The sequence below is a fragment of the Micromonospora sp. bgisy143 genome (assembly GCF_057708145.1).
The window spans coordinates 13,197-39,329 of the sequence record NZ_JBYIRN010000041.1 but is presented as its reverse complement, the minus strand read 5'-3'; the positions used below and the strand labels follow the sequence as shown (position 1 = coordinate 39,329).

Annotated in this window: 23 protein-coding genes and 2 pseudogenes; 11 read left to right on the top strand and 14 right to left on the bottom strand. The window is 74.4% G+C overall.

The features are described from left to right. Positions 1–589 precede the first annotated feature (589 nt). From AC3EN4_RS30085 to AC3EN4_RS30035, 11 genes and pseudogenes are all read right to left on the bottom strand, one after another. A complete protein-coding gene (locus tag AC3EN4_RS30085; RefSeq protein WP_007463044.1) occupies positions 590–988 on the bottom strand; it encodes a DUF3040 domain-containing protein in 399 nt (132 codons plus the stop codon). Positions 989–1,104: 116 nt separating this feature from the next. After that, complete coding sequence (locus AC3EN4_RS30080; protein ID WP_435209741.1) at positions 1,105–2,364, bottom strand: DNA polymerase IV; 1,260 nt, start codon at positions 2,362–2,364, stop codon at positions 1,105–1,107. Positions 2,365–2,423: 59 nt separating this feature from the next. Beyond that, positions 2,424–3,602: an alkaline phosphatase family protein gene (locus AC3EN4_RS30075; RefSeq protein WP_435209739.1), complete on the bottom strand. Its 1,179-nt coding sequence runs from the start codon at positions 3,600–3,602 to the stop codon at positions 2,424–2,426. Continuing rightward, complete coding sequence (locus AC3EN4_RS30070; protein ID WP_435209745.1) at positions 3,599–4,369, bottom strand: methyltransferase domain-containing protein; 771 nt, start codon at positions 4,367–4,369, stop codon at positions 3,599–3,601. The genes AC3EN4_RS30075 and AC3EN4_RS30070 overlap by 4 nt, the downstream gene beginning before the upstream one ends. Further along, on the bottom strand, positions 4,366–4,545 hold the full coding sequence (locus tag AC3EN4_RS30065; RefSeq protein ID WP_422736077.1) for a hypothetical protein: 180 nt from the start codon (positions 4,543–4,545) through the stop codon (positions 4,366–4,368). The genes AC3EN4_RS30070 and AC3EN4_RS30065 overlap by 4 nt, the downstream gene beginning before the upstream one ends. A 93-nt stretch (positions 4,546–4,638) precedes the next feature. Continuing rightward, the gene (locus tag AC3EN4_RS30060) at positions 4,639–8,004 is read right to left on the bottom strand and encodes an error-prone DNA polymerase (protein WP_435209737.1); all 3,366 of its coding nucleotides are present in this window, start codon (positions 8,002–8,004) and stop codon (positions 4,639–4,641) included. Positions 8,005–8,307: 303 nt separating this feature from the next. After that, a pseudogene (locus AC3EN4_RS30055) lies at positions 8,308–8,640 on the bottom strand (DNA polymerase Y family protein); the annotation flags it as partial. Positions 8,641–8,811: 171 nt separating this feature from the next. Further along, a pseudogene (locus AC3EN4_RS30050) lies at positions 8,812–10,050 on the bottom strand (DNA polymerase Y family protein); the annotation flags it as partial. After that, positions 10,047–10,772, bottom strand: coding sequence for a hypothetical protein (locus tag AC3EN4_RS30045; RefSeq protein WP_422736079.1), 726 nt, complete (start codon positions 10,770–10,772; stop codon positions 10,047–10,049). The gene AC3EN4_RS30045 and the pseudogene AC3EN4_RS30050, both read right to left, overlap by 4 nt. 95 nt (positions 10,773–10,867) lie before the next feature. Further along, positions 10,868–11,317 (bottom strand): SAV_6107 family HEPN domain-containing protein, encoded by a 450-nt coding sequence (locus tag AC3EN4_RS30040; RefSeq protein ID WP_234589090.1) that lies wholly within the window; start codon positions 11,315–11,317, stop codon positions 10,868–10,870. A gap of 420 nt (positions 11,318–11,737) precedes the next feature. Further along, complete coding sequence (locus AC3EN4_RS30035) at positions 11,738–12,934, bottom strand: FAD-dependent monooxygenase (protein WP_435209734.1); 1,197 nt, start codon at positions 12,932–12,934, stop codon at positions 11,738–11,740. Positions 12,935–13,027: 93 nt separating this feature from the next. On the opposite strand from AC3EN4_RS30035, the gene AC3EN4_RS30030 reads away from it, so the two are divergent. The 7 genes from AC3EN4_RS30030 to AC3EN4_RS30000 all read left to right on the top strand — a co-directional run bounded on the left by AC3EN4_RS30030 (position 13,028) and on the right by AC3EN4_RS30000 (position 19,114). Continuing rightward, the gene (locus tag AC3EN4_RS30030; protein WP_435209732.1) at positions 13,028–13,762 is read left to right on the top strand and encodes a TetR/AcrR family transcriptional regulator; all 735 of its coding nucleotides are present in this window, start codon (positions 13,028–13,030) and stop codon (positions 13,760–13,762) included. Between the two features lie 100 nt (positions 13,763–13,862). Further along, complete coding sequence (locus AC3EN4_RS30025) at positions 13,863–14,351, top strand: YbaK/EbsC family protein (RefSeq protein WP_435209730.1); 489 nt, start codon at positions 13,863–13,865, stop codon at positions 14,349–14,351. Beyond that, positions 14,348–15,085 carry a monooxygenase gene (locus AC3EN4_RS30020; protein ID WP_435209728.1) on the top strand — a complete coding sequence of 246 codons (738 nt, stop codon included), beginning with the start codon at positions 14,348–14,350 and terminating at the stop codon, positions 15,083–15,085. The genes AC3EN4_RS30025 and AC3EN4_RS30020 overlap by 4 nt, the downstream gene beginning before the upstream one ends. Further along, positions 15,082–15,633, top strand: coding sequence for a GNAT family N-acetyltransferase (locus AC3EN4_RS30015; RefSeq protein ID WP_422736084.1), 552 nt, complete (start codon positions 15,082–15,084; stop codon positions 15,631–15,633). Before AC3EN4_RS30020 ends, AC3EN4_RS30015 begins: the two co-directional genes overlap by 4 nt. Further along, positions 15,630–16,490 carry a carotenoid biosynthesis protein gene (locus tag AC3EN4_RS30010; protein ID WP_435209726.1) on the top strand — a complete coding sequence of 287 codons (861 nt, stop codon included), beginning with the start codon at positions 15,630–15,632 and terminating at the stop codon, positions 16,488–16,490. The genes AC3EN4_RS30015 and AC3EN4_RS30010 overlap by 4 nt, the downstream gene beginning before the upstream one ends. Continuing rightward, positions 16,487–17,614 carry a glycosyltransferase family 2 protein gene (locus tag AC3EN4_RS30005; protein ID WP_435209724.1) on the top strand — a complete coding sequence of 376 codons (1,128 nt, stop codon included), beginning with the start codon at positions 16,487–16,489 and terminating at the stop codon, positions 17,612–17,614. The genes AC3EN4_RS30010 and AC3EN4_RS30005 overlap by 4 nt, the downstream gene beginning before the upstream one ends. A gap of 12 nt (positions 17,615–17,626) precedes the next feature. Further along, positions 17,627–19,114 carry a phytoene desaturase family protein gene (locus AC3EN4_RS30000; RefSeq protein ID WP_435209722.1) on the top strand — a complete coding sequence of 496 codons (1,488 nt, stop codon included), beginning with the start codon at positions 17,627–17,629 and terminating at the stop codon, positions 19,112–19,114. 47 nt (positions 19,115–19,161) lie between these two features. Here the strand turns inward: AC3EN4_RS30000 and AC3EN4_RS29995 are convergent, their stop codons facing one another. Together AC3EN4_RS29995 and metF are read right to left on the bottom strand one after the other, a co-directional pair. Beyond that, on the bottom strand, positions 19,162–19,875 hold the full coding sequence (locus tag AC3EN4_RS29995) for a CDP-alcohol phosphatidyltransferase family protein (RefSeq protein ID WP_363683048.1): 714 nt from the start codon (positions 19,873–19,875) through the stop codon (positions 19,162–19,164). A 21-nt stretch (positions 19,876–19,896) separates the two neighbouring features. Then, a complete protein-coding gene (gene metF, locus AC3EN4_RS29990) occupies positions 19,897–20,814 on the bottom strand; it encodes a methylenetetrahydrofolate reductase [NAD(P)H] (protein WP_435209720.1) in 918 nt (305 codons plus the stop codon). A gap of 243 nt (positions 20,815–21,057) precedes the next feature. Between metF and AC3EN4_RS29985 the strand changes: the two genes are divergently transcribed. Then, positions 21,058–21,447 (top strand): helix-turn-helix domain-containing protein, encoded by a 390-nt coding sequence (locus AC3EN4_RS29985; protein ID WP_435209718.1) that lies wholly within the window; start codon positions 21,058–21,060, stop codon positions 21,445–21,447. A gap of 9 nt (positions 21,448–21,456) precedes the next feature. Then, on the top strand, positions 21,457–22,539 hold the full coding sequence (locus AC3EN4_RS29980) for a polyprenyl synthetase family protein (protein ID WP_422736092.1): 1,083 nt from the start codon (positions 21,457–21,459) through the stop codon (positions 22,537–22,539). A gap of 168 nt (positions 22,540–22,707) precedes the next feature. Here the strand turns inward: AC3EN4_RS29980 and AC3EN4_RS29975 are convergent, their stop codons facing one another. Beyond that, entirely contained in the window at positions 22,708–23,082 is a 375-nt protein-coding gene (locus tag AC3EN4_RS29975; RefSeq protein WP_435209716.1) for an Rv2175c family DNA-binding protein, read from the bottom strand. Between the two features lie 178 nt (positions 23,083–23,260). Between AC3EN4_RS29975 and pknB the strand changes: the two genes are divergently transcribed. Beyond that, a complete protein-coding gene (pknB, locus tag AC3EN4_RS29970) occupies positions 23,261–25,249 on the top strand; it encodes a Stk1 family PASTA domain-containing Ser/Thr kinase (protein ID WP_435209714.1) in 1,989 nt (662 codons plus the stop codon). After that, positions 25,249–26,121 (top strand): deoxyribonuclease IV, encoded by an 873-nt coding sequence (locus AC3EN4_RS29965; protein WP_435209712.1) that lies wholly within the window; start codon positions 25,249–25,251, stop codon positions 26,119–26,121. The genes pknB and AC3EN4_RS29965 overlap by 1 nt, the downstream gene beginning before the upstream one ends. Positions 26,122–26,133: the final 12 nt, after the last annotated feature.

Here is a 26,133-nt window from a genome sequence, read left to right as displayed (position 1 = left end):
AGCACCCCAACACCCCAACACCCCAGCACCCCAGCACCCCAGCACCCCAGCACCCCAGCACCCCAGCACCCCAGCACCCCAGCACCCCAGCACCAACAGCGATCTCAGCGCCGACGCCCCAGCCCCGACACCGACACCGACACCGACACCAGCGCCGATCTTGCACTTTCTGTCGCCGCATAAGGGATATGCCACTCATTTGGCCAACAGAAAGTGCAAGATCGACGCGATCTTGAGGTGCCGCGCGGGGCGCCCGGCGCGGGGCGAGCACGGCGACGCGCAGGGCGAGGCAAGCACGGCGATGCGCGAGGGGAGCACGGCGCGGCGCGAGGCAAGCACGGCGAGGCGCGGCGCGGCGCGAGCACGGCGCGAGGCGAGCACGGCACGGCGCGAGGCGAGCACGGCACGGGGCGAGCGCGGAGCGGACACGGCGCGGAGAAAACGGCACGACGCGGCGCACGCACAGCACAGCGCGGAGCGAGCGAGTTGGGCGCGGTGCTTGGGCATGGCGGAGCTACGGCGGCCACCGGGTGTGTACCCGGTGGCCCGCTCGTCGCGGTGGTCGGCCCGCCTCAGCGGCGGGACGCGCTCAGCGGTGCCCCTCCGGGCGCTGCCGCCATCGGTCTTCCATCCGGTCCAGGATCGACCGTCGGCGACCGGAACGGCCACCGCGGGGACGACGACGACTCGTCGTGCCACCCACCACGTGCAGGTCGGGTGACTGCGCCCGCCGGTGTGACTGCACCGCGAACGCGGCTGACGCCAGCATGACGACGAAGCCCGCCACCGCCAGCGGTGGAGTCTTGATCACCGCGCCATAGACCAGTAGGGCCAAGCCAGCGATGATCACGCCGGCAGCGACGAGCAGGCGACGCCGCGCGTGGAAGCGCGGATCGCTGGCGCGCACGGCCGAGGCGAATTTGGGGTCCTCGGCAAGCGACCGCTCGATCTGCTCGAACAGCCGCTGCTCGTGCTCCGAGAGCGGCACGGCACTCCTCCCCGGTCACGTTGGTCGGGCCCACTCGGGCCGACAGACCGTGGCAGCCAACCGGCTGCTTACCCGCAAGTCTACGAGGGGGGTCGCGCGTCGGAAAGCGGGACGACCTACGGGTGGGGTGGATTTTCCTTTCGATGAGCGTCACGGTCGCCTAACAGACTGGCCGGACCTATGACGGACCGCCCGAATCGGGCAGCGGCGGCGTCCGCGGCAGCTTCCGCCTCCCGCCAACCGCGCTCGGGCGCGCCGAGGGTGAGCTGCCGGGGCGCGCCCTGCGCCGGGCTGAGCCCCTCCACCCGCACCCCGACGAGGCGGATCCGCTCACCCGGGTCCAGTGCGGTGTAGAGCGCCCAGACCGTGTCGAACATCTCCCGGGCCGTATCGGTGGGTACGCCGAGGGTGCGGGAGCGGTTGACGGTACGAAAGTCGGCCAGTCGGACCTTCAGGGTGACCGTGCGCCCGACGTGGCCGGCGCCGCGCAGCCGGACGCCGACCTTCGTGCTGAGCGCGAGCAGGGCCCGGCGGATCTCCACCGGGTCGGCCACGTCGGCGTCGAAGGTCACCTCGGCGCCGATCGACTTGTCCACCTGCTCGGGGCTGACCCGGCGCGGGTCCCGCCCCCACGCCAGCTCGTGCAGGTGCGCCGCGGACGCCGCGCCCACCGCCGTGCGCAGCATGCCCACCGGGGCCTCGGCGAGGTCGCCGATGGTGGCCAGACCGAGCCGGCGCAGCGTCTCGGCGGCCCGCTCCCCCACCCCCCACAGCGCGTCCACCGGCAGCGGGTGCAGGAAGTCGAGGACCTGCCCGGCGGGTACGACCAGCAGGCCGTCGGGCTTGGCCCGGGTGGAGCCGAGCTTGGCCACGAACTTGCTCGGCGCCACCCCGACCGAACACGTCAGCCCCTGCTCGTCGGCGACCCGCTCGCGGATCAGCCGGGCGATGGTGGCCGGCGAGCCGAACAGCTTGCGGGCGCCCGTGACGTCGAGGAACGCCTCGTCGAGCGAGAGCGGCTCGACCAGCGGGGTGACGTCCCGGAAGATCTGCATGACCGCCCGCGAGGCCTCGGAGTACGCGGCGAAGTTCGGCGGGAGGTAGACGGCGTGCGGGCAGAGGGCCCGGGCCCGGGACGTCGGCATGGCGCTGCGCACGCCGTAGCGGCGCGCCTCGTAGCTGGCCGAGCTGACCACGCCCCGCGCGCCCACGCCACCCACCACGACCGCGCGGCCGCGCAGCTCGGGGCGGGCGCGCACCTCGACCGAGGCGAAGAACGCGTCCATGTCGACGTGCAAAATGCCGCTGGCGGAGTCGTCGGCGTCCGGCCCGAAGCGCGGATCACCGCCTCGGGGCAACGACTGACTGCGGCCCATCGGTGCAGGTTATCCCCGCAGTACGACACGACCGCCGACCGGCCGGTCGGTACGACAGGTCAGCCCCGCACCACCAGCAGCGGCACCGTCAGCTCGGTGGCGGTGTCCGCCCCGTGGTACGCCACCAGCCTCGACGCCATCGGCGGCTCGCTGCGGCTGGCCAGGACGGCGTACGTGCCGTTGCAGGTCACCACCACGTCGCCGATCCGGCCCAGGTGCTCCTCGGGCACCGGCCCGAACCAGCCGGTGGCCACCATCTCCTCCCGGGTACGCACCCGGGCCGCGTCGCCGAGCACCGCCGACCAGGCGGCCACCACGTCGTCGACCGCGCCCGGCTCGGCGTGCAGGTAGCGGACCCGGGCCTCGCCGGCCATCACCCGCACGCCGGCGCGCAGCCGTGGATCGGTGTCCAGGTCGAAGCGGTGCCCGACGGGGATGTCGAGTTGCCCGTGGTCGGCGGTGACCAGCAGCGCCGCGTCCGGCGGCAGCCCGTCGACCAGCCGGGCGAGCAGCAGGTCCACCTCGGCGGCGGCGCTGCGCCACGGCGTCGAGTCGACCCCGCTGAGGTGCCCGTGCCGGTCGAGGTCGGGGTGGTAGCCGGAGACCAGGGTCGGCCCGTCTCCGGCGGACAACGCGGCGAGCATCGCGGCGGCCACCACGTCCGCGCCGGCGGCGCCCCGGAAGTCGCCGCCCCGGTTGGCGGCCAGGGTCAATCCGCTGCCGCCGAACTCCGGCCGGCTCACCACCGTCGTCGTCACGCCGGCGGCCCGGGCCCGTTGGAGCTGGGTGGGCACCGGCTGCCAGCGCAGCGGCGACGGGTCGGCGGCCCAGTCGGTGTGGGTGAGCACCCGGTCGGTGCCGGGCACCCGCACGGTGAAGCCGAGCACCCCGTGCGCGCCCGCCGCGACGCCGGTGCCAAGCGTCACCAGGCTCGTCGGGGTGGTGGACGGGAAACCGGCGACGAGCGGCCGACCCACCGTCGCGGCCAGCCCGGCGAGCGTCGGCGCGTACGGCGCGGCGGTCGGCACCTGGTACCAGCCGAGCCCGTCGACGAGAAGGACGGCGATCCGGCGTACCCCGGCCAGGGCGGGCACCAGCGCGAGCGGGTCGGGCGAGCCGGGCACGCCGAGCACGGCGAGCGCGCTGGGCAGCACGTCGGCGAGCCGTCCGCCGGCCCGGTCGGGCGCGAGGACCGCCAGCGGCGGGTCGACGTCGGCGGGCGGGACCGACGCGGTCATGCCGGCCGGCGGGCGAACAGGTGCAGTTGGGCGGCCAGGTCCCGGTAGGGCGGTTGGGCGGCCAGGGCCAGTTCCAGCTCGACCAGGGCCGCGGGCTGTCCGTCGGAGACGGCGGCCGGCAGCAGGTCGGCGAGCACGCGTACCCCGTGGATGTCCTCGACCTCGAGTCCCGCGGCGGTGAGCAGCGCGGCGGCCTCGGGGGCGTCGTAGCGGCGGCGCAGGGTGTCGCGCGGCCCGGCGTTGCCGGCCGGATCGGCGGCCAACGCGGTCGCGACGTCCAGGTGCCCGTTCATGGCGCGGCCCAGCACGGCGGCGGCCCGGCCGGCGACCAGCACGCTGGCCGCGCCGCCGGGGCGCAGCGCGGTGGCCAGCGCGGCGACCACCGGCGTCGGATCGTCGACGACCTCCAGGACGGCGTGGCAGAGCACCAGGTCGACCCCGGCGGGCTCGACCAGCCCGGCGAGCGCGTCGCCGTCGCCCTGCACGGCGACGACCCGGTCGGCGACCCCGGCCTCGGCGGCCCGGCGGGTGAGCGCGGCGAGCGCGTCGGGGCTGGCGTCGACCACGGTGACGCGGTGCCCGGCCCGGGCCAGCGGAACGGCGAAACCGCCGGTGCCGCCGCCGATGTCCAGCACGGTCAACTCGGCGTCGCCGCGCCGGTCCAACTCGGCGCGCAACACCGACCAGATCACGGCGGTACGGGGGGTCAGCGGCGGCGCGGCGAACCGGCCTCGGGTCTGCTCCACCCGGTCGAGCCTAGTGGTCAGGACTCGGTGCTCTCGACCGCGTCCTCAGCCCGGGATCGACGCTCGTTGGCCACCGGACCGTTCGTCACCTCGTACTCGCGGGGGTCGGTGAGGTGCGACGGCATCCAGCCGGCGCCCAGCCGGGTCCGTCGGACGTTGGCGATTCCGCCACCGGTGTACGTGTGGTTACCCATCACTTGTCAGTCCCCCTCACGGATCACGGGCCGCTCTGCCCGCTCAGGACGAGTGTCCCGCTCCGAGGCGACGGAAACCGTAATGTGGATCACTGCTCAGCGGAAGTCGCGGGAGGCGGGGCTGACCGGTGGCTCAATGGCGTCCAGCCGGTCGGCGACCAGGTTGGTCACCCCCTCGTGCCGTTGCAGTCGCCCCCGGACCACCAGCGCGGCGCTGGTGCGGGCCACCCGCCGGTAGCGCTGCCACAGCCCCGGTGAGCAGGTGACGTTCAACATCCCGGTCTCGTCCTCCAGGTTGAGGAAGGTGACACCACCCGCGGTCGCCGGGCGCTGCCGGTGGGTGACGATGCCGCCGACCCGGATCCGCTGGCCCGGCTCCACCCGACCGAGTCGGGCGATCGGTACCGCGCCGAGCACGTCGAGCTGCCCCCGGATGAACCGGGCCGGATGGCTCTCCGGCGACAACCCGGTGGCCCACACGTCGGCGACCAGCCGATCCACGGCCTCCATGCCGGGCAGCATGGGCGCCGCCGCGCCGGTCACCGTGCCGGGCAGCCGGCCCGGTCGGTCCTGGGCCGCCGCGCCGGCGGCCCACAGCGCCTCCCGCCGGGTCAGCCCGAAACAGGCGAAGGCGTCCGCGGTGGCCAGCGCCTCCAGCTGCGCGGCGGTCAGGCCGACCCGCCGGGCCAGATCCGGCATGTCACGGTACGCCCCATCGGCCGTCCGCGCGGCCTCGATCCGCTCGGCCACGTCAGACCCGAGGGTACGGACGCTGGACAGCCCGAGCCGGACGGCCGGGCCACCCAGCCCCCAGGCGTGCGGTGGCTCCCCCGGCTCGCTGCCCCACCGGGTGTCCGGGGTGGACTCCAACACCGCCTTCGCACCACTGGCGTTGATGTCGGGGCGGCGGACCTCCACCCCGTGCCGGCGGGCGTCGTCGACCAGGGTCTGCGGCGAGTAGAAGCCCATCGGTTGGGCGTTGAGCAGCGCCGCGAGGAACGGGGCCGGGTGGTACCGCTTGAGCCACGAGCTGGCGTACACCAGGTAGGCGAAGCTCATCGCGTGGCTCTCCGGGAAGCCGTAGCTGGCGAACGCGGTGAGCTTGCGGTAGACGTCGTCGGCCAGCTCGCCGGTGATGCCCCGCTCGGCCATCCCGGCGTAGAGCCGGTCGGCGATGCGGGTCATCCGCTCGATCGACCGTTTGGCGCCCATCGCCCGGCGCAACTGGTCGGCCTCGGCCGCGTCGAAACCGGCCAGGTCGATGGCGAGCTGCATCAACTGCTCCTGGAACAGCGGCACCCCCAGGGTCTTCTCCAGCGCGTTGCGCATCAACGGATGCGCGTACGTCACCGGCTCCTGGCCGTTCTTGCGGCGGATGAACGGGTGCACCGAGCCGCCCTGGATCGGGCCGGGGCGGATCAGCGCCACCTCGACCACCAGGTCGTAGAACTCGCGGGGCTTGAGCCGGGGCAGGGTGGCCATCTGGGCGCGGCTCTCCACCTGGAACACCCCGACCGAGTCGGCCCGGCAGAGCATGTCGTAGACCTCGGGATCGTCGAGCGTCATGTCGCCGAGATCCAGCCGGGACCCGATCATGTCGTAGCCGTAGTGCAACGCGGAGAGCATGCCCAGGCCGAGCAGGTCGAACTTCACGAGGCCCACGGCCGCGCAGTCGTCCTTGTCCCACTGCAGGACGCTGCGCCCGGGCATCCGCCCCCACTCCACCGGGCAGACCTCGATCACCGGCCGGTCGCAGATCACCATGCCACCGGAGTGGATGCCCAGGTGCCGGGGGAACGTCTGGAGCTCGTTGGCGTACTCCACCACCTGCTCCGGGATGCCCTCGACGTCGACCGTGGCGACCGACCCCCACCTGTCGATCTGCTTGCTCCAGGCGTCCTGCTGACCGGGTGAGAAGCCGAACGCCTTCGCCACGTCCCGCACCGCCGACCGGGGCCGGTAGGAGATGACGTTGGCGACCTGCGCGGCGTGCTCCCGGCCGTAGCGGGTGTAGACGTGCTGGATCACCTCCTCCCGCCGGTCGGACTCGATGTCCACGTCGATGTCCGGCGGGCCGTCCCGCTCCGGGGCGAGGAACCGCTCGAAGAGCAGCCGGTGCCGGACGGCGTCCACGTTGGTGATCCGCAGCGCGTAGCAGACCGCCGAGTTGGCCGCCGATCCCCGACCCTGGCAGTAGATGTCCTGCTGGCGGCAGAACGTGACGATGTCGTAGACCACCAGGAAGTAGCCGGGGAAGCCCAGCTCCTCGATCATGTTCAGCTCGTGGTCGAGCTGCGCGTACGCCGCCGGGTGCGCCTGCGGTGGCCCGTAGCGCTCGTGTGCCCCGTCGGCGGTCAGCTTGCGTAGCCAGCTCATCTCGGTGTGCCCCGGCGGCACCGGGTACGCCGGTAGCTGCGGCGCGACGAGCTGGAGGTCGAAGGCCAGCTCGGCGCCGAACTCGGCGGCCCGGGCCACCGCGCCCGGGTACGCGGCGAACCGGGCGGCCATCTCCGCGCCGCTGCGCAGGTGGGCGGTGGCCGCCGCGGGCAACCAGCCGTCGATCTCGTCCAGGCTGCGCCGGGCCCGCACCGCGGCGACCGTGGTGGCCAGCCGCCGCCGGCCGGGGCTGGCGTAGTGCACGTTGTTGCTGGCCACCGTCGGCAGCCCGGCCGCCGCCGCCAGGTCGGCGAGCGCGTCGTTGCGGTCGGCGTCGACCGGATGACCGTGGTCGGTCAGCTCCACCGCCACCGTCTCCGCGCCGAAGAGCGCGGTCAGCCGGTCCAGCTCGCGGGCCGCCGCGTCCACCCCCTCGGTGAGCAGCGCACCCGGCACGTGCCCCTTGCGACAGCCGGTCAGCACCAGCACGTGATCCTTCAGCTCGGCGGCGACCTCCTCCAGCTCCCCGTAGACCGGGCGGCCCTTCTCCCCGCCGCGCAGGTGGGCGCGGGCGATGGTGGTGGCCAGCCGGGCGTACCCCTCGTGGCCGTGCGCCAGCACCAGCAGGTGCGCGCCGTGCGGGTCCGGTTCGCCGTTCTGCGGTCCGGGCAGCCCGAGGGACAGCTCCGCGCCGAAAATGGTCGGCAGGCCCAGCGTGCGGGCCGCCTCGGCGAACCGGACCACCCCGTAGAAGCCGTCGTGGTCGGTGACGGCGAGCGCGGTGAGCCCCAGCCGGGCCGCCTCCTCGGCCAGCTCCTCCGGATGGCTGGCGCCGTCGAGGAAACTGAAGTTGGTGTGCGCGTGCAGCTCCGCGTAGGGGACCACGCCGTCGGGACGGACCAGCTCCGGCGGCTGGTACCGCTCGCGGTGGCGGCTCCAGGCCGGGGAGTCTCCCCCGTCGGCATCCACGGCGAGCGGGTCCACCACGTGCAGGTGCCGCTCGGCGCGCGGTCTCCCGCCGCCGGCCCGGCCGGAGAGCACGCTCTCCAACTCCGACCAGGGCATCTTCGGGTTGTGAAAGCTCATCCACCCGCTCCGACCGCGCTGGTCCGCCCGGCACTGGTCGGCAGAGGGGTGCGGGCCGACCGGAGGGTGGTGGCGCGACCGGCCAGCCGCATGGTGGTGGACGGCCGCGTCGACGAACACGACGGCGGTCGCCCGGCCGGCGGCGAGAGGTGCGATGAGCGTGATGACTCAGAGGCATAAATATGCCTGTGAGTCATCACGCTCATCAGGACATCCGCCTCCCGGCCGATGCCGCGCCCCGCTCGGTCGGTGCCGCACCCGCCAACACCAGATTCGCCGACGCCTGACATGTCCCCACCGGACTCAGTCATAGATGGCCTCCACCAGCCACTGTCCGGACTCCACGGCGAGCAGCAGAGCCGCACCGTCGGCGAGACTGACCTGGAACCGGGCCCGGCGGCGGGCCTCGGCCGGCGCCCACCAGCGTTCGTCCACCGGCCACGGTCCGGCCCAACCCACGATCTCCGCCGGCTGGCCGGTGCCGACCACCAACCGGGCGGGGGCGGCGCTCACCGCCAACCGCGCGCTGATCACCACCGGCTCGCCGGCGGCGTCGTGCACGGTCGCGGCGAGCGGGCTGGGCAGCACCACGGCGGGCGCGGGCGGCGGCAGTCGGCCCGGCCATGGCGGGGTGCCGCCACCCCGACCGGTCGCCGGACCGGCACCCCCACCGCCAGCACCACCACCGGCACCACGGCCACCGCCCCCAGCACCACCGCCACGGCCACCGACGGCGCCACCGGCACCGGCGGCACTGGCACCGCCGCTAACGGCACCACCGGCGCTGTCGCCCGCGCCGGCGACGGCCGGTGGGCCGGGTCGGGCCGGGAGCCGCTCGTCACCCCACGGCACGAGTCGCACCTGGTCGGCCGGGGAACGCCCGCCACCGAGCACCGCCGTGACCACCGCTTCCGGGCCGAGGATGCCCTGTACGCGGCTCAATGCCCGGTGCGCCCGCTCACGCTCCTCGCCGGTTTCCCCCCAGAGGCCGGCCTGCAGACCGGCCTGGGCGATCACACCGTCCGGGATCAGGCGCAGTCGGATGATGCCGGACGTCGGGCGGGCCGGGCGGGCACCGGCGCGACCGTTGCTGCCGGAGAGCCAGCCGTCGAGTTGCCAGCGCACCCGATCGGCGATGGCGGCGGCGGTGAGCAGACCGTCGTGCCGCCACACCCGGTGCAGCTCCTGCCCGTGCTCGGTGACCGCCTCGATGCCGAGCCGGGTACAGGCCAGCCCGTGCCCGGCGAGCCGGTCGTGCAACTGCTCGGCCAGGGCACGAGCGGCGAACGCCGCCGCGTCGACCCGGTCGATCGGCTCGTCGTACCCGGCGGTCACCGTCAGGTCGGCCGGCGGCTGCCGGACGGCGAGCGGGCGGTGGTCCCGGCCGGCGGCCAGCCGGTGGGCCAGCGCGCCGTCGAACCCGAAACGGGCCAGCACGTCGCCGGCCGGCAGCGCGGCGAAGTCACCGAGGGTCCGCACCCCCAGCCGGCGCAGCAGGTCGGCCAGCGCGGACCGGCCGAGCGCCTCGACCGGCAGCCCGGCCAGGAACTCCGGCGTCCCACCCGGCGCCACCACCCGGCCGGCACGGGCGGCCAGCCCTGCGGCGAACACCCCGTCGGCGATGCCCACCTGGCTCTCCACCAGACACGACTGGGCGACGTGTTCGATGAGCCGTTCGGCCGCCGCCTCCTCACCGCCGAGGTAGCGACTCGGGCCCCGGGCGGCAACCGCACAGGCGCCCGGCCGGACCACCTCGACGCCGGCCACCAGTTCCTCCAGCGCGGCGACCACCGGCTCGAACGCCCGGGCGTCCCGGCCGGGGTCGTAGTCCACGACGGTGAGCTGCGGGCAACGACCCTGCGCCTCCCGCTTGCGCAGCCCTCGGCGTACGCCCTCGGCGCGGGCCCGCTCGGAGCAGGCGACCACCCGGTTGGCGTGCAGTACGGCGACCGGGCCGGTGGCGGGTATCCCGTCGACGATCTCGGCGGCGAGCACCGGCCAGTCCGGGCACCACAGCAGCAGGGTCCGGGTCGGCGAGCCGGTCACCCCGACCCGACCAGGGCGAGCGGCCGGGACGGTCGGCCCACGGTCGACCGCACCGCCCGGGGAATGACACGGGTGAGTTCGGCGTCGGGGAGCCAGACCTTGATCTCCTTGGGGCGGGCGGCTGCTCCCCGTCCGCGCGCCGACACGGTGACCTCGCGGCGACGCAGCCGCCCCCGACCCTGACCGAGCCCTTCCCAGACCCCGCGGACCACCTGCAGCGTCACGTCCGCGCCGTCCCACCGGCCGTACGGGACGAGCACGCTGCCGCGTTGCCGGGCCCGGGCGGCCAGCCGGGTGGCGACCGAGGCGGAGACCGCGGCCGGTACGGCGGTGACCACCACGTCCACCCCGTCGATCAGCGCGGCGACCACGGTGGCCCATTCGGGGCCCGGATTCGGCACCAGGGCGAGCCGGTCCAGGGAGATGCCCAGCTCGGCCGCCGCGCCCGCGCCGAACGTCGGCACTCCGACCACGGCACACCACGAGCCGGCCCGGGACGCCTCGGCCAGCAGGGCGAGCACCAGCGAGGTGCCCCCACTGCGGCGGGGCTGACCGGCGGCGACCGCGATCGTGCTGCCCCGGCGTAGGCCCCGGTTGGGCAACAGGCCGGTCAGCTCGGGCGCCACCGGTAGCACGCGGTGACCGCCGACCGGATCGGGCGCGCTCGCCGGGCGTACCAGATCGGCCAGCGCGGCGGAACCGACCACCATGCGGCCCGCCATGGGACCAACCCCCCGTCGTTGCTGTGGACAGATCAGGCCGCACCGTGACGCCGGCCGCCCGGCTTCCCTTCCAGGCGGCCGGCGTCACGGCGGTCTCACGCCGCGAGGCCGTCCAGGGCTGGCTGGTGTGCCACGCCGAGCGCGGTCTCCACCACCGTGACGAACTGTTCGGCGGCGCGGAGCAGATCGTCGGCCTCCCGGGCGCTGACCACCCGGGGGATGCCGGCCTCGGCGGCGGCTCGCTTGCTGGCTCCGGCGGCGAAGAAGCGGGCCCACTCGTCGAGCTCGGGGGCGACGGCGCAGAGCAGGACCCAGACGCTGGTGATCCGGTTGCGCCGGCTCGGTGCGGGACGGGCCCGGGCGGCGAGCAGGGCGGCGGCCGCGCGCAGCGCGGCCAGGTGGGCGGCCGCGTAACGCAGGCCGTCGGGTCGGGTCTGGCCGGCCTCGACCAGCCCACGACGGGCCAGGGTGAGGAGCTGGGCAGGGGTGCGGTGCGGCAGCACGTGCGCCGGCACCGTCGGTGCCTGAGCCGGGTTGGTCGGCATGGACTGTCTCCTCCACATGGCCGGGGCATCGGCCGGGGCGATGGTGCCGCCGACGAGACGCCGAGGTCGGGTGGTGCGGAGGAAGACGCACCGGGGGTGGCCGGCCGGGTGTGGATGCTTCCCCACACCACACCCGGCCGGCGTACCGGCGGGTTCGTCGCCCGCCGCCCGGGGGTCGTGGGCGGCGGGCGACGCTCCTGCCTGACGGGACCGGGCTCGCGACTGCCCGGAAACCCAGGTGCGGCCCGCGGAGCCGCACCGGCCGGAACTGGCGCCGCGAAACACCGCGCTCCGGCTGGTTGGAACGAGCGTTCGAGGCAATCGAACACTCGTTCTAACTACTGCTGACAGTACACCTCCCCTCCGACGAAAATGCAACGTGTGACGCGCCGGTCGTGCGCCGGAGCACGGTGGGGAGGGTCAGGCGACGGCCGGATAGCGGGGCAGGTCGAGGTCAGTGGCCAGGGATCGGGTGCCGCGCACCAACAGGGCCTGGACCTGCCGGTTACGCAGCAGCCGGTTGCGCGCCCAGAGTCCGCCGGCGGTGGCCGGTGCGAGGAAGGGGCCGGGACTGGCGCCGCGCTGCCAGCGCATCGCATAGTCACGCAACCGTCGCTCGTACGCGGCAAGGGCGACCCGATGGTCGCCACCGGCGGCGGCCAGTTCGCCGGCGAGGACGTACCCGCCGACGACGCCGGTGCCGACCCCCATCCCACCGAGGGTGACCCCCCACGCCGCGTCACCGAGCAGCACGGTGCGACCGGTGTGCCAGTGCGGTACGCGCACCTTGCTGATCGAGTCGAAGTACAGCTCCGGTGCGTCCCGCAGACCCGCCAGCAGGTGCGGCACGTGCCATCCGAGCCCGTCGAACGCGGTCCCGATGATCTTCTTCTGCTGGTCGAGGTCGTACCAGTCACCTCCCGGGTCGGGCGCGGTGAAGACGACGAAGACGCCGGCCCGGGCCGGATCACGCTGGTCGGCGGCGACGCTGGCCATCCGCCCCGGGACGTTGTACTGCTGCGCGACGGCTCCCACGCCCAGGTCATTGGGCATGTCCCAGCCGGCCAACTGGTAGCCGAGGTGCCGCACGTACTCCGAATCCGGGCCGAAGGCCAGCCGTCGTACGCCCGAGCGCAGCCCGTCGGCGCCGACCACCAGGTCGACGACGCGGGCGCCGGCGCGGTCGAGTTCGACGTGCACCCCGTCGGCGGTCTCGGTGAGCGCGGTGATCCGGTCACCGAAGAGGTACTCGGCCCGGTCGGCGCTGTGCCGATGCAGGATGCCGGACAGGTCCCGGCGATAGACCTCCAGTTCACCCCCGGCGAACTCGGCGGGCAGCCGGAAGATCTCCCGGCCGCGCTCATCCACGCAGCTCATGGCGCCACCGTGGGTCTGTACGGCACGCAGGTCGTCGAGAACACCCATCGCGGAGAGCACCCGCAGGTGGGTGGGGCCGCGAAAGTCGACCGCGAAGCCGCTGGTGCGCAGCGCGGGGGCCAACTCCACCACGGTGACCTCGGCGCCGTAGCGGGTCAACCACCAGGCAAGCGCCGGCCCGGCGACGCCCGCGCCGGAGACGAGGACGCGCAGACCGCGCAGTGGAAGGGGATGCGACATGGGTTCCTCCGGATCAAAACTGTGTCCCACGGATACAGATTACTCTAGACACAGTTTCGACGATCAGGACAGCCCAGCCGACGGAGAAGTTCGATGGAACCGGTGGACGCCGCTAGCCCGCCCCCGCGCCAACACCTCGTCGACCTGCTCTGGAGGCCACCGAACACCCCTCGGCGCGGACCCCGACCCACACTCACCCTGGACGCCATCGCCCGGGCTGGCATCGTGATCGCCGATGCCGACGGGCTCGGGGCGGTGACCATGCAGCGGGTCGCCGAATCGCTGGGTGTGACCAAGATGGCGCTCTACCGGTACGTGCCGGGCAAGACCGAACTCGTCGCCCTCATGATCGAGACAGGGATCGGGGAACCACCCGCGCTACCGACCGACCTTCCCTGGCGCGATCGGCTGGACGCCTGGGCACGGCAGATGTACGACCGGTTCCGCCGGCACCCGTGGGCGGTGGCCGCCACCGTCGGCGTACGGGTGATGGGCCCCAACGAGCTGGGCTGGATGGAACGTGCCGTCGCCGCGCTGGAGGGCACCCGCCTGCACGGCGGCGAGAAACTCGACGTGGTGGTACTCCTGGTCGGGCACGTCCGCAACCTCGCCCAGCAGGTGGCGGCCATCGACACCGACACCCCCGAGCGAGCCATGGAACCAGGGCTGTCCGCCCTGCTGCGGGGGCATGAGCGGCGGTTCCCGGCACTGCTCGCGGCCGTGGCCTCTTCCGCCGCCCAGGACGGCCAGGACCAGGCGCTCGACTTCGGACTGTCCCGGATCCTCGACGGCGTGCAGATGCTGGTCACCGACCGGGCCGCCTCCTGACCGCCCGAACCGCTCGGCCGGCCGCGACCCGCGAGGGAGGGGTACCCACGACGGCGTGGCCGGCTGAACCGATCACCGACGGACCGGGGAGAATGACGGGATGCAGCCACACCCGAACGTACGGGCGGTGCAGGACGCGCTGGACGGCGCCGGCGCACTCGACGACGCCGGTCAGCCCAGCACGGTCCGCCTCCTGCCCGACGCGGTGCACACCGCGGCAGCCGCCGCCGAGGCGCTCGGCGTCGAGGTGGGCCAGATCGCCAACTCGCTGATCTTCGACGCGGACGACGCGCCACTGCTCGTGCTCACCTCCGGCGCGCACCGGGTGGACACCGCCGGGCTGGCCGCGTCCATCGGCGTCACCCGGCTGCGCCGGGCCACCCCGGAGTTCGTCCGCGCGCACACCGGGCAGCCGATCGGCGGGGTCGCCCCGCTCGGGCACCCACGGACGCTGCGCACCCTGGTGGACACGGCGCTGGCGGCGTACCCGCAGATCTGGGCCGCGGGCGGCGTACCGCAGGCGGTCTTCCCGACCACCTACGCCGAACTGCTGCGCGTCACCGCCGGCACCCCGGCCGAGGTGGCGTGAGTACGACTCCGGAGCTGGTCACCCTGCACGTGTGGCGGACCCCGCGCGGCGCGCTGCCCCGGGCGCTGACCCGGATGGCGGTGGATCCACGCCGGCTGCGCGCCCTGCCGGGCGTCCGGTTCGGCAAACTGCTGGGCACCGGGACGGGCACCGGCTTCGGTCCGGGTGACGCCGACCTCACCAGGTGGGCGGCGCTGACCGTCTGGGACTCCCCCGCGGCGGCGGCCGGCTTCGACGACTCGCCGGTCGGGCGTGCCTGGGCGCGCATCGCCCGGGCGCAGGTCCGGGTCGACCTGCGTCCGCTGAGCAGCCGGGGCGAGTGGTCCGGCCAGCGGCCGTTCGGCGAACCGCCGGGCGGTCGGGTGACCGGGCCGGTGCTGGCGTTGACGCGGGCCCGGCTGCGGGCACGTCGGGCGGCCACCTTCTGGCGGGCGATCCCGCCGGTGGCCGCGGCCCTGCGCGACGCGCCGGGGCTGCTCGCCCGGTTCGGCGTCGGTGAGGCCCCGCTGGGTTGGCAGGGCACGGTCAGCGTGTGGCGCGACCCGACGGACCTGGTGGCGTTCGCGTACCGTCACCCGGAGCATCGGGCGGCGATCATGCGAACTCCCACCGCGGGCTGGTACGCCGAGGAGCTGTTCGCCCGGTTCGAGGTACGCGACGTCCTCGGCGACCGGACGGTCCTCGGGTGGGCCGCCGACGGCGACCAGGCGACAGTGAAGGATGGGCGGGCATGAGGTTGGTGCGCTGGACGCCGGACGATCTCGTCCGACGACTGGACGATGTGGTGGCCGTCTACGGCGAGGCGATGGGGTACCGCACCGACCTGCTGGAGGCCCGGCGCGGCTACATCGCCACCCACGTCCGCCGGCCCGGGTTCCGGGCCGTGGCCAGCCTGACCAGCGAGGGCCATCTCGCCGGCTTCGGGTACGGCTATCTGGGCAGTCCCGGCCAGTGGTGGCACGACCAGGTGCACCGGGCGCTGGACGGCCCGACCCGCAAGCGCTGGCTCACCCACTGCTTCGAGGTGGTCGAGCTGCACGTCCGCCCGCCCGCGCAGGGGCACGGCCTGGGCGCCGGCCAGTTGCGGGCGCTGCTCACGATGGCCGAGGGCGACACCACACTGCTGTCCACCCCGGAGGCCGAGGAGCAGACCTCGCGGGCCTGGCGACTGTACCGGCGCTTCGGCTTCGTCGACGTGCTGCGCGACTTCCACTTCCCGGGTGACGAGCGGCCGTTCGGCGTCCTCGGTCGGGACCTGCCGCTCGATCCCCCGGCGTCATGACCCGGCGGATCTCCTGGACGCTGCTCGGCGTCCTGGTGCTCGCCCAGATCTGCTACCCGCTCACCACCGGCGCCACCCGGCCCGGGCTGACCGTGGCCACCGTCGTGCTCGGCTGGCTGCTCTCGGTCGGTCACGCGCTGCTCAGTCGGGGGCCCCGGGTGGCGGCGGCGTTGGTCGCGGTGGCCACCGGCGGTGGGTTCGCGATCGAGGCGATCGGAGTGGCCACCGGGGTGCCGTTCGGCAGCTACGACTACTCGGGCGAGTTGGGTCCCAAGCTCGCCGGGGTGCCGCTGATCATTCCGTTGGCGTGGACCTGGATGGCCTGGCCGGCCTGGCTGGCCGCGGTCCGCCTGACCGGCGGCGACCGCGCCCCGACCGGCGGTGGCCGGGGGCCGGCCGCCGGACTCTGGGTACGGCGGATCGTGCTGGCCACGGTGGGACTGGCGGCCTGGGACCTCTTCCTCGACCCGCAGATGGTCGCCGAGGGCTACTGGGTGTGGCGCGACGCCACCCCCGCGTTGCCCGGCCTGACCGGCATCCCGGTCAGCAACTACCTGGGCTGGCTGCTCTTCGCGGTGCTGCTGATGAGCGCGCTGCGTCCGCTGGCCGGCCCGACCGCCGAGCGCACCGACGCCGGGGACCACCCGATGGTCGCGCTCTACCTGTGGACGTACTTCTCCAGCATCCTGGCCCACGCCGTCTTCCTGGACCTGCCCGCCTCGGCGCTCTGGGGCGCCGCCGGCATGGCGGTCACCGCCGTGCCGCTGACGGTGACGCTGCTGCGCGCCCGCCGGGCCGGCGAGATCCGCCAGGAGGACCACCGGCCGGACCGTACCGGCGTCGACGCCACCCGATGACCATCCTGGCCGTCCTGCTGGTCGCCGTCGCCGCGTTGACCGCGCACACCTGGGTCAACGCCACCCGCTGGCTGCGCCGGCCTACCGACGCGCCGGACGAGGTCGGCGAGCCGGTGGCCGTGCTGCTGCCGCTGCGCGACGAGGCCACCCGGGTCACGCCGTGCCTGCGCGCGCTGCTCGCCCAGCGCGGCGTACCCGGGCTGCGCATCGTGGTCCTCGACGACGGCTCCACCGACGGCACCGCCGACGTGGTGCGCGCGGTGGCCGGCGACGATCCCCGGGTCACCGTGCTCACCGGGATCGCCCCGCCGCCGGACTGGCTGGGCAAGCCGCACGCCTGCTGGCAGCTCGCCACCCGGGCCGACCCGGAGGCCACCGCGCTGGTCTTCGTCGACGCCGACGTGGTGCTCGCCCCGCACGCCGTGGCGGCGGCCGTCACCGAGTTGCGCGCCGCCCGCGTGACGTTGCTGTCGCCGTACCCCCGGATCGTGGTGGCGACGGCGGCCGACCGGCTGGTCCAGCCGCTGTTGCAGTGGCTCTGGCTGACCTTCCTGCCGCTGCGGGCGATGGAGCGCTCGCCGCGGCCGTCGCTGGCCGCGGCGGGCGGGCAGTTCCTGGTGGTGGACCGGGCCGGCTACACCGCCGCCGGCGGGCACGCCGCGGTCGCCGACAAGATCCTGGAGGACGTCGAGCTGGCTCGGGCGGTCAAGCGGGCCGGCGGGCGGATCGCCCTGGCCGACGGCTCGCGGCTGGCCAGCTGCCGGATGTACGAGGACTGGCCGCAACTGCGCGACGGGTACTCGAAGTCGCTGTGGGCGTCGTTCGGGCATCCGGGCGCGGCGGCGGCCGTGGTGGCGGCGCTGCTGCTGCTCTACACCGCCCCGCCGCTGGTCGCGCTGACAGGTCTGGCGGTCGGGGCACCGTCGGTGGCCGCCGTCGCGCTCATCGCCTACCTGCTGGGCGTGGCCGGGCGGGCGCTCACCGCCCGCGCGACCGGGGGCCGGTGGTGGCCCGACGCGCTGGCACACCCCGTGTCGGTCGTGGTCCTCGGCTGGTTGACCCTGCGGTCGTACCATCTGCGGAAGCGACACCGCCTCACCTGGCGGGGCCGCCCGGTCACCTAGGGAGGGCACGGCATGGCGCGGATCGTGGTCGTCGGCGCCGGGGTGGGTGGCCTCGCCACCGCCGCCCGGCTGGCCGCCACCGGACACCAGGTGACCGTCTTCGAGGCCGCCGACACGGTCGGCGGCAAGCTCGGCCGGTACGCGCACGACACCCCGGCCGGCACGTTCGGATTCGACACCGGGCCGAGCCTGCTCACCCTGCCCGAGGTGTTCCACGACCTGTTCGAGGCGACCGGGGCGAAGCTCGACGAGTACCTGGACCTGGTCCCGCTGGACCCGATCGTCCGGCACGTCTTCGCAGGTGGCGGCCCGATCCTGGACTCGTGCGCCGACCCGGCGGAGTTCGCCGCGCGGATCGGCGCCGCTCTCGGTGACCGGGCGGCGGCCGACTGGCAGCGGTTGTGGCGTCGGGCCGCACGGGTGTGGGAGGCGTCCTCGCGGGACATCCTGCGCCGCACCGTCGACTCTCCCCGCGACCTGGCCTCGCTGGCCTGGCGGCTGGGCGACCTGGCCGCCATCGCGCCGGGACGCACCCTGCGCGGCCTGGGCCGCCGGCACCTGTCCGACCCGCGGCTGCGGATGCTGCTGGACCGGTACGCCACCTACACCGGCGCGGACCCACGCCGGGCGCCGGCGGCGCTGGTCGCGGTCCCCTACGCCGAGTTGGCCTTCGGCGGCTGGTACCTGCGCGGCGGGCTGGGCACCCTGGCCGACGCGCTGTTGACCCGCTGCCTGGACCTGGGCGTGGTCGTGCAGACCGACACCCGGGTCACCCGGATCGACGCCACCGGCGGCCAGGTGCACGGGGTACGCCTCGCCGGCGTCGCCGCGCCGGTGCCCGCCGACGTGGTGGTGGCCAACGTGGACGCGCTCACCGTCTACCGTGACCTGCTGCCGCACCCGCGCCGACTGGCCGCGCTGACCGACCGCAGCCTCGCCGGTTTCGTGCTGCTGCTCGGCGTCTCCGGCAGCACCGGGCTGGCGCACCACAACGTCTTCTTCCCGCGTGACTACGACGCCGAGTTCGACGCGGTCTTCGGCGACCCGGGTCGGGGCGTACCGGCCCGACCGGCGGCCGACCCGACGGTGTTCGTCACCGTGGCCGACGATCCGATGGTCCGCCCGGCGGGGCACGAGGCGTGGTTCGTGCTGGTCAACGCCGCCCGGCAGGGCACGGCGGCGGGCGCGGTCGACTGGCGACGCCCCGGACTGGCCGACGCGTACGCCGACCGGATCCTGGCGGTGCTGGCCGAGCGCGGCGTGGACGTACGGGACCGGCTGCTGTTCCGCGAGGTCCGCACCCCGGCCGACCTGGACACCGCGACCGGGGCGCCGGGCGGCGCGATCTACGGCACCGCCGGCGGTCTGCTCCGGCCGGCCAACCGGGGCCCGGCGCACGGGCTGTGGCTGGTGGGCGGCTCCAGCCACCCCGGCGGCGGCCTGCCGATGGTGACCCTCTCCGCGCAGATCGTCGCCGACGAGATCGGTCCCGCCTGGTAGGTGGTCGGGTCGGTCAGCCGGCGGGGTCGTTCAGCCGGGCCGGTCGGTCAGCCGGCGTCGAGGAGCGCGCGGCGGACGGTGGAGAGCAGCTGCCCCAGCCCGAAGCCGGCGAGCAGCACCCAGACCGCGGTCGCCATGGTGATGGTGCCGGCGGCCAGGTCCGGCTCGATCAGGCCGGCCAGTCCGGCGACCACCAGACCCGCCAGCGCGACCGAGACCCGGGTGGGTCGCTCGCCGACGGTCACCGCGCCGATGTCGCGCATCCCGGCGGAGACCGCGCGGGCCCGCACGTACTCGTGCAGCCAGGACAGCGCACCGCCCGCGACGACCAGCGCACCCGGCGCGCCGACCAGCCAGAACGCCAGCAGCCAGGCCACCTCGCCGAGCCGGTCGGCCAGCGAGTCGTAGACGTAGCCGAGCCGGGTGGTGCGGCCGGTGGCGACCGCCACGGCACCGTCCACGCTGTCGGCCACGGCGGCGAGCAGCACGAACAGCGCGCCGAGGAACGGGCCGTCGCCCGGCCGGGTCGCCAGCAACGGTACGCAGAAACAGAGCAGCACCCCGACCACGGTCACCGGGGTGGGGCCGACCCGCAGCCGGCCCAGCACGTACCCGACGTGGTAGGCGAACCGCAGCCAGGCGCGCACCACCGGCGCGGCGACCCGCGGGTCGAACCCGCCGTGCAACCGCGCCCACGCCGTGGCGTACTGGTCCCAGTTCAGCTGTGTGCCCACCTGAGGATCAACCGTCGTGCCGGGCATCAGGTGTCGCCGACTCCGCGTTCACACCCGCGCGCCGGCCTTGAGGTTCTGCCAGACCTCCCGGGTGGCGGTGGACCGGTTGAGGGTGATGAAGTGGATTCCCGGTACGCCCTCGTCCAGCAACCGGCGGCACATCTCACTGGCCTGCTCGATGCCGAGCCGGCGCACCGCCTCCGGGTCGTCGGCCACCCGCTCGAAGCGCGCCGCCAGCGCGGGCGGGAAGGGCGCTCCGGAGAGCTGCACGGACCGCTCGATGGTGCCGATCTGGGTCACCGGCATCACCCCGGCCAGGATCGGGGTGGCACAGCCGGCGGCGGCCACCCGGTCGCGCAGGCGCAGGTACTCGTCGGCGTCGAAGAACATCTGGGTGATCGCGAACTCGGCGCCGGCCCGGCACTTGCGGACGAACTGCGCGGTGTCGCTGGCCACGTCGGGCGAGCGGGGGTGCTTGTACGGGAAGGCCGCCACCCCGACACTGAAGTCGCCGGAGTCACGGACCAGGCGGACCAGGTCCTCGGCGTAGTCGACGCCCTCGGGATGCCGGACCCACTCGCCGCCCGGGTTGCCGGGCGGGTCGCCACGGACGGCCAGCACGTTGCGCACCCCCACCCCGGCGAGCCGACCGATGACGTGCCGCAGCTCGGCCACGGAGTGGTTGACGGCGGTCAGGTGGGCCATCGGCAGCAGGGTGGTGTCGGTGGCGATCCGCTCGGTCACCGCCACGGTGGTGTCCCGGGTCGAGCCGCCCGCGCCGTAGGTGATCGACACGAACGACGGACGCAGCGACTCCAACTCGCGGATCGCCTGCCAGAGCAGCCGCTCCCCCGCCTCGGTCTTGGGCGGGAAGAACTCGAACGAGAACGTCGGCTGATGGTCACGGATGAGCGCCCCGATCGCCGGCTGCGGATTGGGGAGTACCGAGGGAAGACCGAGCGCCACGACCCGACTCTAGCGGGCGGCGCCACCGTGACCCAGGAGCTTCCCACCGTCGTGGACGAGTTGTCCGGTCCCGGCCCTCGGCGCGACCGGGCGCGGAAGTCGTCGTACCCCGGGGGTAGGAACGGGGGGCGCGGAAGGGGCGGTGGGGGCGGCCCGGTTTCCGGCGTGGGGGTCACGCAGCCGAGGTGCGCCCGGCCCGTCGCGCGGGCGGGGCGGCACCGCGTCGACCCGCCCGGAGGACCGATGATCCCGTCCGCACCGCCGTACCGCACCCAACTCGGGCCGCTGCTGGTCCGGCGCCGGCTGGCCCGGGGGTGGAGCCAACGGCGGACCGCCGCCGAGTTGTGCGCCGCGGCGGGCGTCGCCACGTTGAGCCGCCACGAGGTGTCCCGGTGGGAGCGGCAGCGACGCGTACCCGGTGCGTTCTGGCTCGGCTGGCTCGCCGTCGTGCTGGACGTACCGGCGGAGGTCCTCACCGAGGCGGCCGCGCGCACCCGGCGGACCGGACCGCCCGCGGCGGCCGGGCCGGGCCGGCGCGGGGTGACGGCCACGCGGCCGGCCGGGCGGGCAGGTGGCGGCCGGGCCGGCGGAACTACGCGTGGCGGTGGGGCGCGGGAAGTGGCGAAGCGCTAGCGTCGTGGCGTGACCCATGCTGCTCCCGTGTCCCCCGTCGACCGTGCCGGCCTGCGGCAGCGGGTCGACGAGGCGCTCACCGAGTTCCTGGCCGGCCAGCGGGCCCGGTTGATCCGGGTCGATCAGGCCCTCGTACCGGTGGCGGAGGCGATCGAGGCGTTCGTGCTCGGTGGCGGCAAGCGCCTCCGTCCGGCGTTCGCCTACTGGGGCTTCCGGGGCGCCGGCGGGGTGGACGGCGACGAGGTGCTCACCGCGCTCGCGGCGCTGGAGTTCGTCCAGGCCAGCGCCCTCATCCACGACGACCTGATGGACCGTTCCGACACCCGGCGCGGCGAGCCGGCGGTGCACCGGCGGTTCGCCAGTCGGCACCGGTCGGCCGGCTGGGGCGGCGACGCGGACGGGTTCGGCGACGCCGCCGCGATCCTGCTCGGCGACCTCTGCCTGGTGTGGTCCGACGAGCTGCTGCACTCCGCCGGCCTGGACCTGCGGGCGCTGGCCCGGGCCCGGCCGGTCTTCGACGAGATGCGCACCGAGGTCACCGTCGGGCAGTACCTCGACGTGCTCACCCAGGCCACCGGGGACACCTCGCTGGAACGGGCCGGCAAGGTGGCCCGGTACAAGTCGGCGAAGTACACCGTCGAACGTCCGCTGCTGCTCGGCGCCGCGCTGGCCGACGCGAGCGAGGAGGTCCGGACGACCTACTCGGCGTACGGGTTGCCGTTGGGCGAGGCGTTCCAGCTCCGTGACGACGTGCTGGGGGTCTTCGGTGACCCGGCGCAGACCGGCAAACCGGCCGGTGACGACCTGCGCGAGGGTAAGCGCACCTATCTGGTGGCGGCGGCCGTGGAGACGACCGACGACGCGGGTCGGGAGCTGCTGCTCGGTCAGCTCGGCAACCCGGACCTGGACGAACAGGGGGTGGCCCGCCTGCGCGAGCTGATCGACGCGAGCGGAGCCCTGACCCGCACCGAACAGCGCATCGTGACGCTCACCGACACCGCCCTGGCCGCCCTGGCGGCCGTAGACCTGGACACGGAAGCCCGCCAGGCCCTGGTCGACCTCGCCATAGCGGCAACCCGCCGCTCCGACTAACCCGCCCCCACCCGCCCCCACCCTCCCTCCCTCCCTGCCCCGGCCCCCACCCGCGTCGATCTTGCACTTTCGGTGGCGACATTTAGGGCAGAGCAGCCCATCACGGCAACACAAAGTGCAAGATCGGCGCAACGTGGGCCTGCGGGCTTTCCACACCACGCGGGTCGGTTAGAAGCCCAGGGCTTGGGCTCGGCGTTTGACCTCGCGGGCCTGGTCGCCGGAGAGGGCGGCGGCGGGCGTGTTGCCGGGCAGCGTGTCGTCCCGCTCGTAGAGCCAGCGCAGGGCCGCCTCGTCGTCGTAGCCGTTGTCGGCCAGCAGGGTGAGCACACCGGGCAGGTGCTTGAGAACTGTCGCGTTGGCCACCAGGTCCCCGGGGATCCGGCGGACGCCGTCGCGGCGGACCGCCAGCAGCTCCCGGTCGCGGATCATCTGGTGGACCTTGCTGATCGACACGTCGAGCCGCTCGGCGACGTCGGGCAGGGTGAGCCAGCCGGACGGGTCGGTGGGGCCGGCGAGCTCGGGGTCGGGTACGGATTCGGTCACCCGATCACCCTGCCACGCCGTCGCCGGCGGGAGCCATCGGCACCCCACACGGACCGCCGGTGAGCAGCGGATCAGGGCCGCCGCCGGGATGGCGGCCACGACGGGACGGACCGGGTACGTCTTCGGGCTGTAGCATCCTGTTCAACTCCCACCCCCTGGACACATAGACTCCCTGCCGATGGACACACAGGTCGCCGACACGTTGCTGGGCTCGCTGATCGACGGGCGCTACCGCATTCGCGGTCGCGTGGCCCGTGGTGGCATGGCGACCGTGTACACCGCCACCGACGAACGCCTCGAGCGCACCGTCGCAGTCAAGATCATTCACCCGACCCAGGCGCCCGAGGCGCGGGCCCGGGTCGCCAACTTCGTGGCCCGGTTCACCGACGAGGCCAAGACCATCGCCCGGCTGACCCACCCGAACGTGGTCGCGGTCTACGACCAGGGCACCCACGCCGGCCTGCCGTACCTGGTGATGGAGTACGTGCGCGGCCGTACGCTCCGCGACGTGCTGGCCGAGCGACGCCGGCTCAACCCGGACGAGGCGCTGGCCATCACCGAGCAGATGCTCGCCGCGATCGCCGCCGCGCACCGCGCCGGTCTCGTGCACCGCGACGTCAAGCCGGAGAACGTGCTGGTCGCCGAGGCGCCGACCGGCGGTGTCGCCAACCTGGTGGACAGCGTCGTCAAGGTGGCCGACTTCGGGCTCGCCCGCGCGGTCGAGGCCAGCGCCGACGACGAGCAGGGCACCCAGCTCATGGCCACCGTGGCGTACGTCGCCCCGGAGTTGGTCACCGAGGGTCGGGCCGATCCGCGTACCGACGTCTACTCCGCCGGCATCGTGCTGTTCGAGATGCTGACCGGGCGGGTGCCGTACGACGGGGACCGTCCCGTGGACGTCGCCTGGCAGCACGTCGACCGGGACGTACCGGCGCCCTCGACGCTGGTGCCCGGCCTGCCGCCGGCCCTCGACGCGCTGGTGCAGCGCGCCACCCGGCGGGACCCGTCCGCCCGGCCCGCCGACGCCGGCGCGCTGCTGGCCGAGGTCCAGGTCGCCCGGGACCAGTTGGGCAACGTCAACAGCAGCAGCACCGCCGTACTGCGCCGGATCACCGACGAGCCGCCGGCCTCCCAGCCGACCATGATGGTCGCCGCGATCCGCCCGGTGGAACGTCCGACCTGGGCGCGGCTGCCCGAGGGCGGCAGCCAGAGCCCGGGCCGCCGGCGGGCCGCACCGGAGCCCGCCGAGGGTCTGGCCGCGCGGTTCGCCGAGCTGCGTACCCGGATCCTGGGCAGTTCCCAGGGCCGCCTGGCCTTCGCGTCCGTGGTCGTGGCGCTGGGCCTGGTGGCCGCGCTGGCCGGCTGGTGGTTCGGCGTCGGCCGCTACACGTCCGCGCCGCAACTCGTCAGCCTGAACAAGGCCGAGGCGCAGGCCCAGGCCGAGCGCGCCGGCCTGACCCTGGCGTACGGGGAGCCACGCTTCGACGAGAAGGTGCCGAAGGACAGCGTGCTGGGGCAGAGCCCGGCCTCGTCGAGCAAGATCGTCAAGGGCGGCACGATCACCCTGACCCTCTCGCTGGGCCCGGAGCGCTTCCCGGTGCCGGACGTCATCGGCAAGGAGTACGAGCTGGCCGAGGCCGATCTGGTCAACGCCCAACTGGTGGTCGCCAAGGGCGCCACCCGCTATGACGACACCCTGCCGGCCGGCGTCGTGCTGGACAGCAACCCGAAGGTGGGCGCCGAGGTCAAGCCGGGTACGAAGATCACGCTCATCCTGAGCCGCGGCCGGGCGCCGGTGACGGTGCCGAACCTGGTGGGCAAGAGCCTGACCGAGGCGCGCACCAAACTGGGCGAGCTCGGCCTGAAGCCGGTGGAGAGTTTCAAGGACTCCGACAAGCCCAAGGACGAGATCCTCGGCCAGAGCCCGGCCGACGGCGCGGGCGTGGAGAAGGGCACCGAGGTCAAGCTGGAGATCAGCAAGGGTCCGCCGCTGGTCGTGGTGCCCCGGGTGATCGACCTGCCCTGTCAGCAGGCCAAGCAGGTGCTGGAGAGCCAGGGCTACCCGGTGACGGTCGTACTCAACCCGAACGCCACGGTCCGCATCCAGGCCCCGGGCGAGAACTCGCAGGTGCCCCCGGGCACCCCGGTCACCCTCACGTGCTTCTGATGACGGCGAGCACCGCGCGGCCGGTGGGCGCGCACACGCCGACCTCCGGTGGGCTGGCCAAGGCCGCCCTGCCGTACCTCGACGCGACCGGAGCCGCCGCCGTGCAGGTGTACGTCTCCAACTCGCGGGGCTGGGCGCTGCCGCCAGGTGACCCGGCGCAGGACACGCTGTTCCGCGAGGGTTGTGCCGAGCGGGGCATTCCGGCGTTCATCCACGCCTCGCTGCTGGTCAACCTGGGCTCGCCCACCCCGGCCACGGTCGAGAAGTCGGCGCTGACGCTGGCGCACGCGCTGCGCCGGGGCGTGGCGATCGGCGCGCGGGCGGTGGTGTTCCACGCCGGCAGCTCGGTCGACGAGGGGTACGCCGAGGAGGCGCTGCGGCAGGTCCGCCGGGAGTTGCTGCCGCTGCTCGACTGGACGGCCGAGGCCGGCGGACCGATGCTGCTGGTCGAGCCGAGCGCCGGTGGCGGCCGGTCGCTCGCCTCGCGGGTGGAGCACCTCGGTCCGTACCTGGACGCGGTGGACCGGCACCCGATGCTCGGGGTCTGCTTCGACACCTGCCACGCGTGGGCTGCCGGGCACGATCTGGCCGCCGAGGGCGGCATGACGGCGACCCTCGACACGCTTGTCGCCACCGTGGGGGCCGAGCGGCTGCGGCTGGTGCACGCCAACGATTCCAAGGATCTGCGCGGTTCCACCCGGGACCGGCACGAGAACATCGGCAAGGGCACCATCGGTGAGCCGGCCTTCGCGGAGCTGATGGCCCACCCGGCGACCGCCGGAGTCCCCGTGGTGGTGGAGACCCCCACCGAGAAGCACATCGGCCACCGGGCCGACATCGAGACCCTGACCCGCCTCAACCCCCTGGCGTGATCAAGAGGTTCG

What these genes read in the sequence shown, in the direction of transcription:
- AC3EN4_RS30080 (WP_435209741.1), bottom strand. Translation starts at nt 2,364, where the DNA reads ATGGGCCGCAGTCAGTCGTTGCCCCGAGGCGGTGATCCGCGCTTCGGG.
- AC3EN4_RS30075 (WP_435209739.1), bottom strand. Translation starts at nt 3,602, where the DNA reads ATGACCGCGTCGGTCCCGCCCGCCGACGTCGACCCGCCGCTGGCGGTC.
- AC3EN4_RS30060 (WP_435209737.1), bottom strand. Translation starts at nt 8,004, where the DNA reads ATGAGCTTTCACAACCCGAAGATGCCCTGGTCGGAGTTGGAGAGCGTG.
- AC3EN4_RS30045 (WP_422736079.1), bottom strand. Translation starts at nt 10,772, where the DNA reads ATGGCGGGCCGCATGGTGGTCGGTTCCGCCGCGCTGGCCGATCTGGTA.
- AC3EN4_RS30040 (WP_234589090.1), bottom strand. Translation starts at nt 11,317, where the DNA reads ATGCCGACCAACCCGGCTCAGGCACCGACGGTGCCGGCGCACGTGCTG.
- AC3EN4_RS30035 (WP_435209734.1), bottom strand. Translation starts at nt 12,934, where the DNA reads ATGTCGCATCCCCTTCCACTGCGCGGTCTGCGCGTCCTCGTCTCCGGC.
- AC3EN4_RS30030 (WP_435209732.1), top strand. Translation starts at nt 13,028, where the DNA reads ATGGAACCGGTGGACGCCGCTAGCCCGCCCCCGCGCCAACACCTCGTC.
- AC3EN4_RS30025 (WP_435209730.1), top strand. Translation starts at nt 13,863, where the DNA reads ATGCAGCCACACCCGAACGTACGGGCGGTGCAGGACGCGCTGGACGGC.
- AC3EN4_RS30015 (WP_422736084.1), top strand. Translation starts at nt 15,082, where the DNA reads ATGAGGTTGGTGCGCTGGACGCCGGACGATCTCGTCCGACGACTGGAC.
- AC3EN4_RS30010 (WP_435209726.1), top strand. Translation starts at nt 15,630, where the DNA reads ATGACCCGGCGGATCTCCTGGACGCTGCTCGGCGTCCTGGTGCTCGCC.
- AC3EN4_RS30005 (WP_435209724.1), top strand. Translation starts at nt 16,487, where the DNA reads ATGACCATCCTGGCCGTCCTGCTGGTCGCCGTCGCCGCGTTGACCGCG.
- AC3EN4_RS30000 (WP_435209722.1), top strand. Translation starts at nt 17,627, where the DNA reads ATGGCGCGGATCGTGGTCGTCGGCGCCGGGGTGGGTGGCCTCGCCACC.
- AC3EN4_RS29995 (WP_363683048.1), bottom strand. Translation starts at nt 19,875, where the DNA reads ATGCCCGGCACGACGGTTGATCCTCAGGTGGGCACACAGCTGAACTGG.
- AC3EN4_RS29985 (WP_435209718.1), top strand. Translation starts at nt 21,058, where the DNA reads ATGATCCCGTCCGCACCGCCGTACCGCACCCAACTCGGGCCGCTGCTG.
- pknB (WP_435209714.1), top strand. Translation starts at nt 23,261, where the DNA reads ATGGACACACAGGTCGCCGACACGTTGCTGGGCTCGCTGATCGACGGG.
- AC3EN4_RS29965 (WP_435209712.1), top strand. Translation starts at nt 25,249, where the DNA reads ATGACGGCGAGCACCGCGCGGCCGGTGGGCGCGCACACGCCGACCTCC.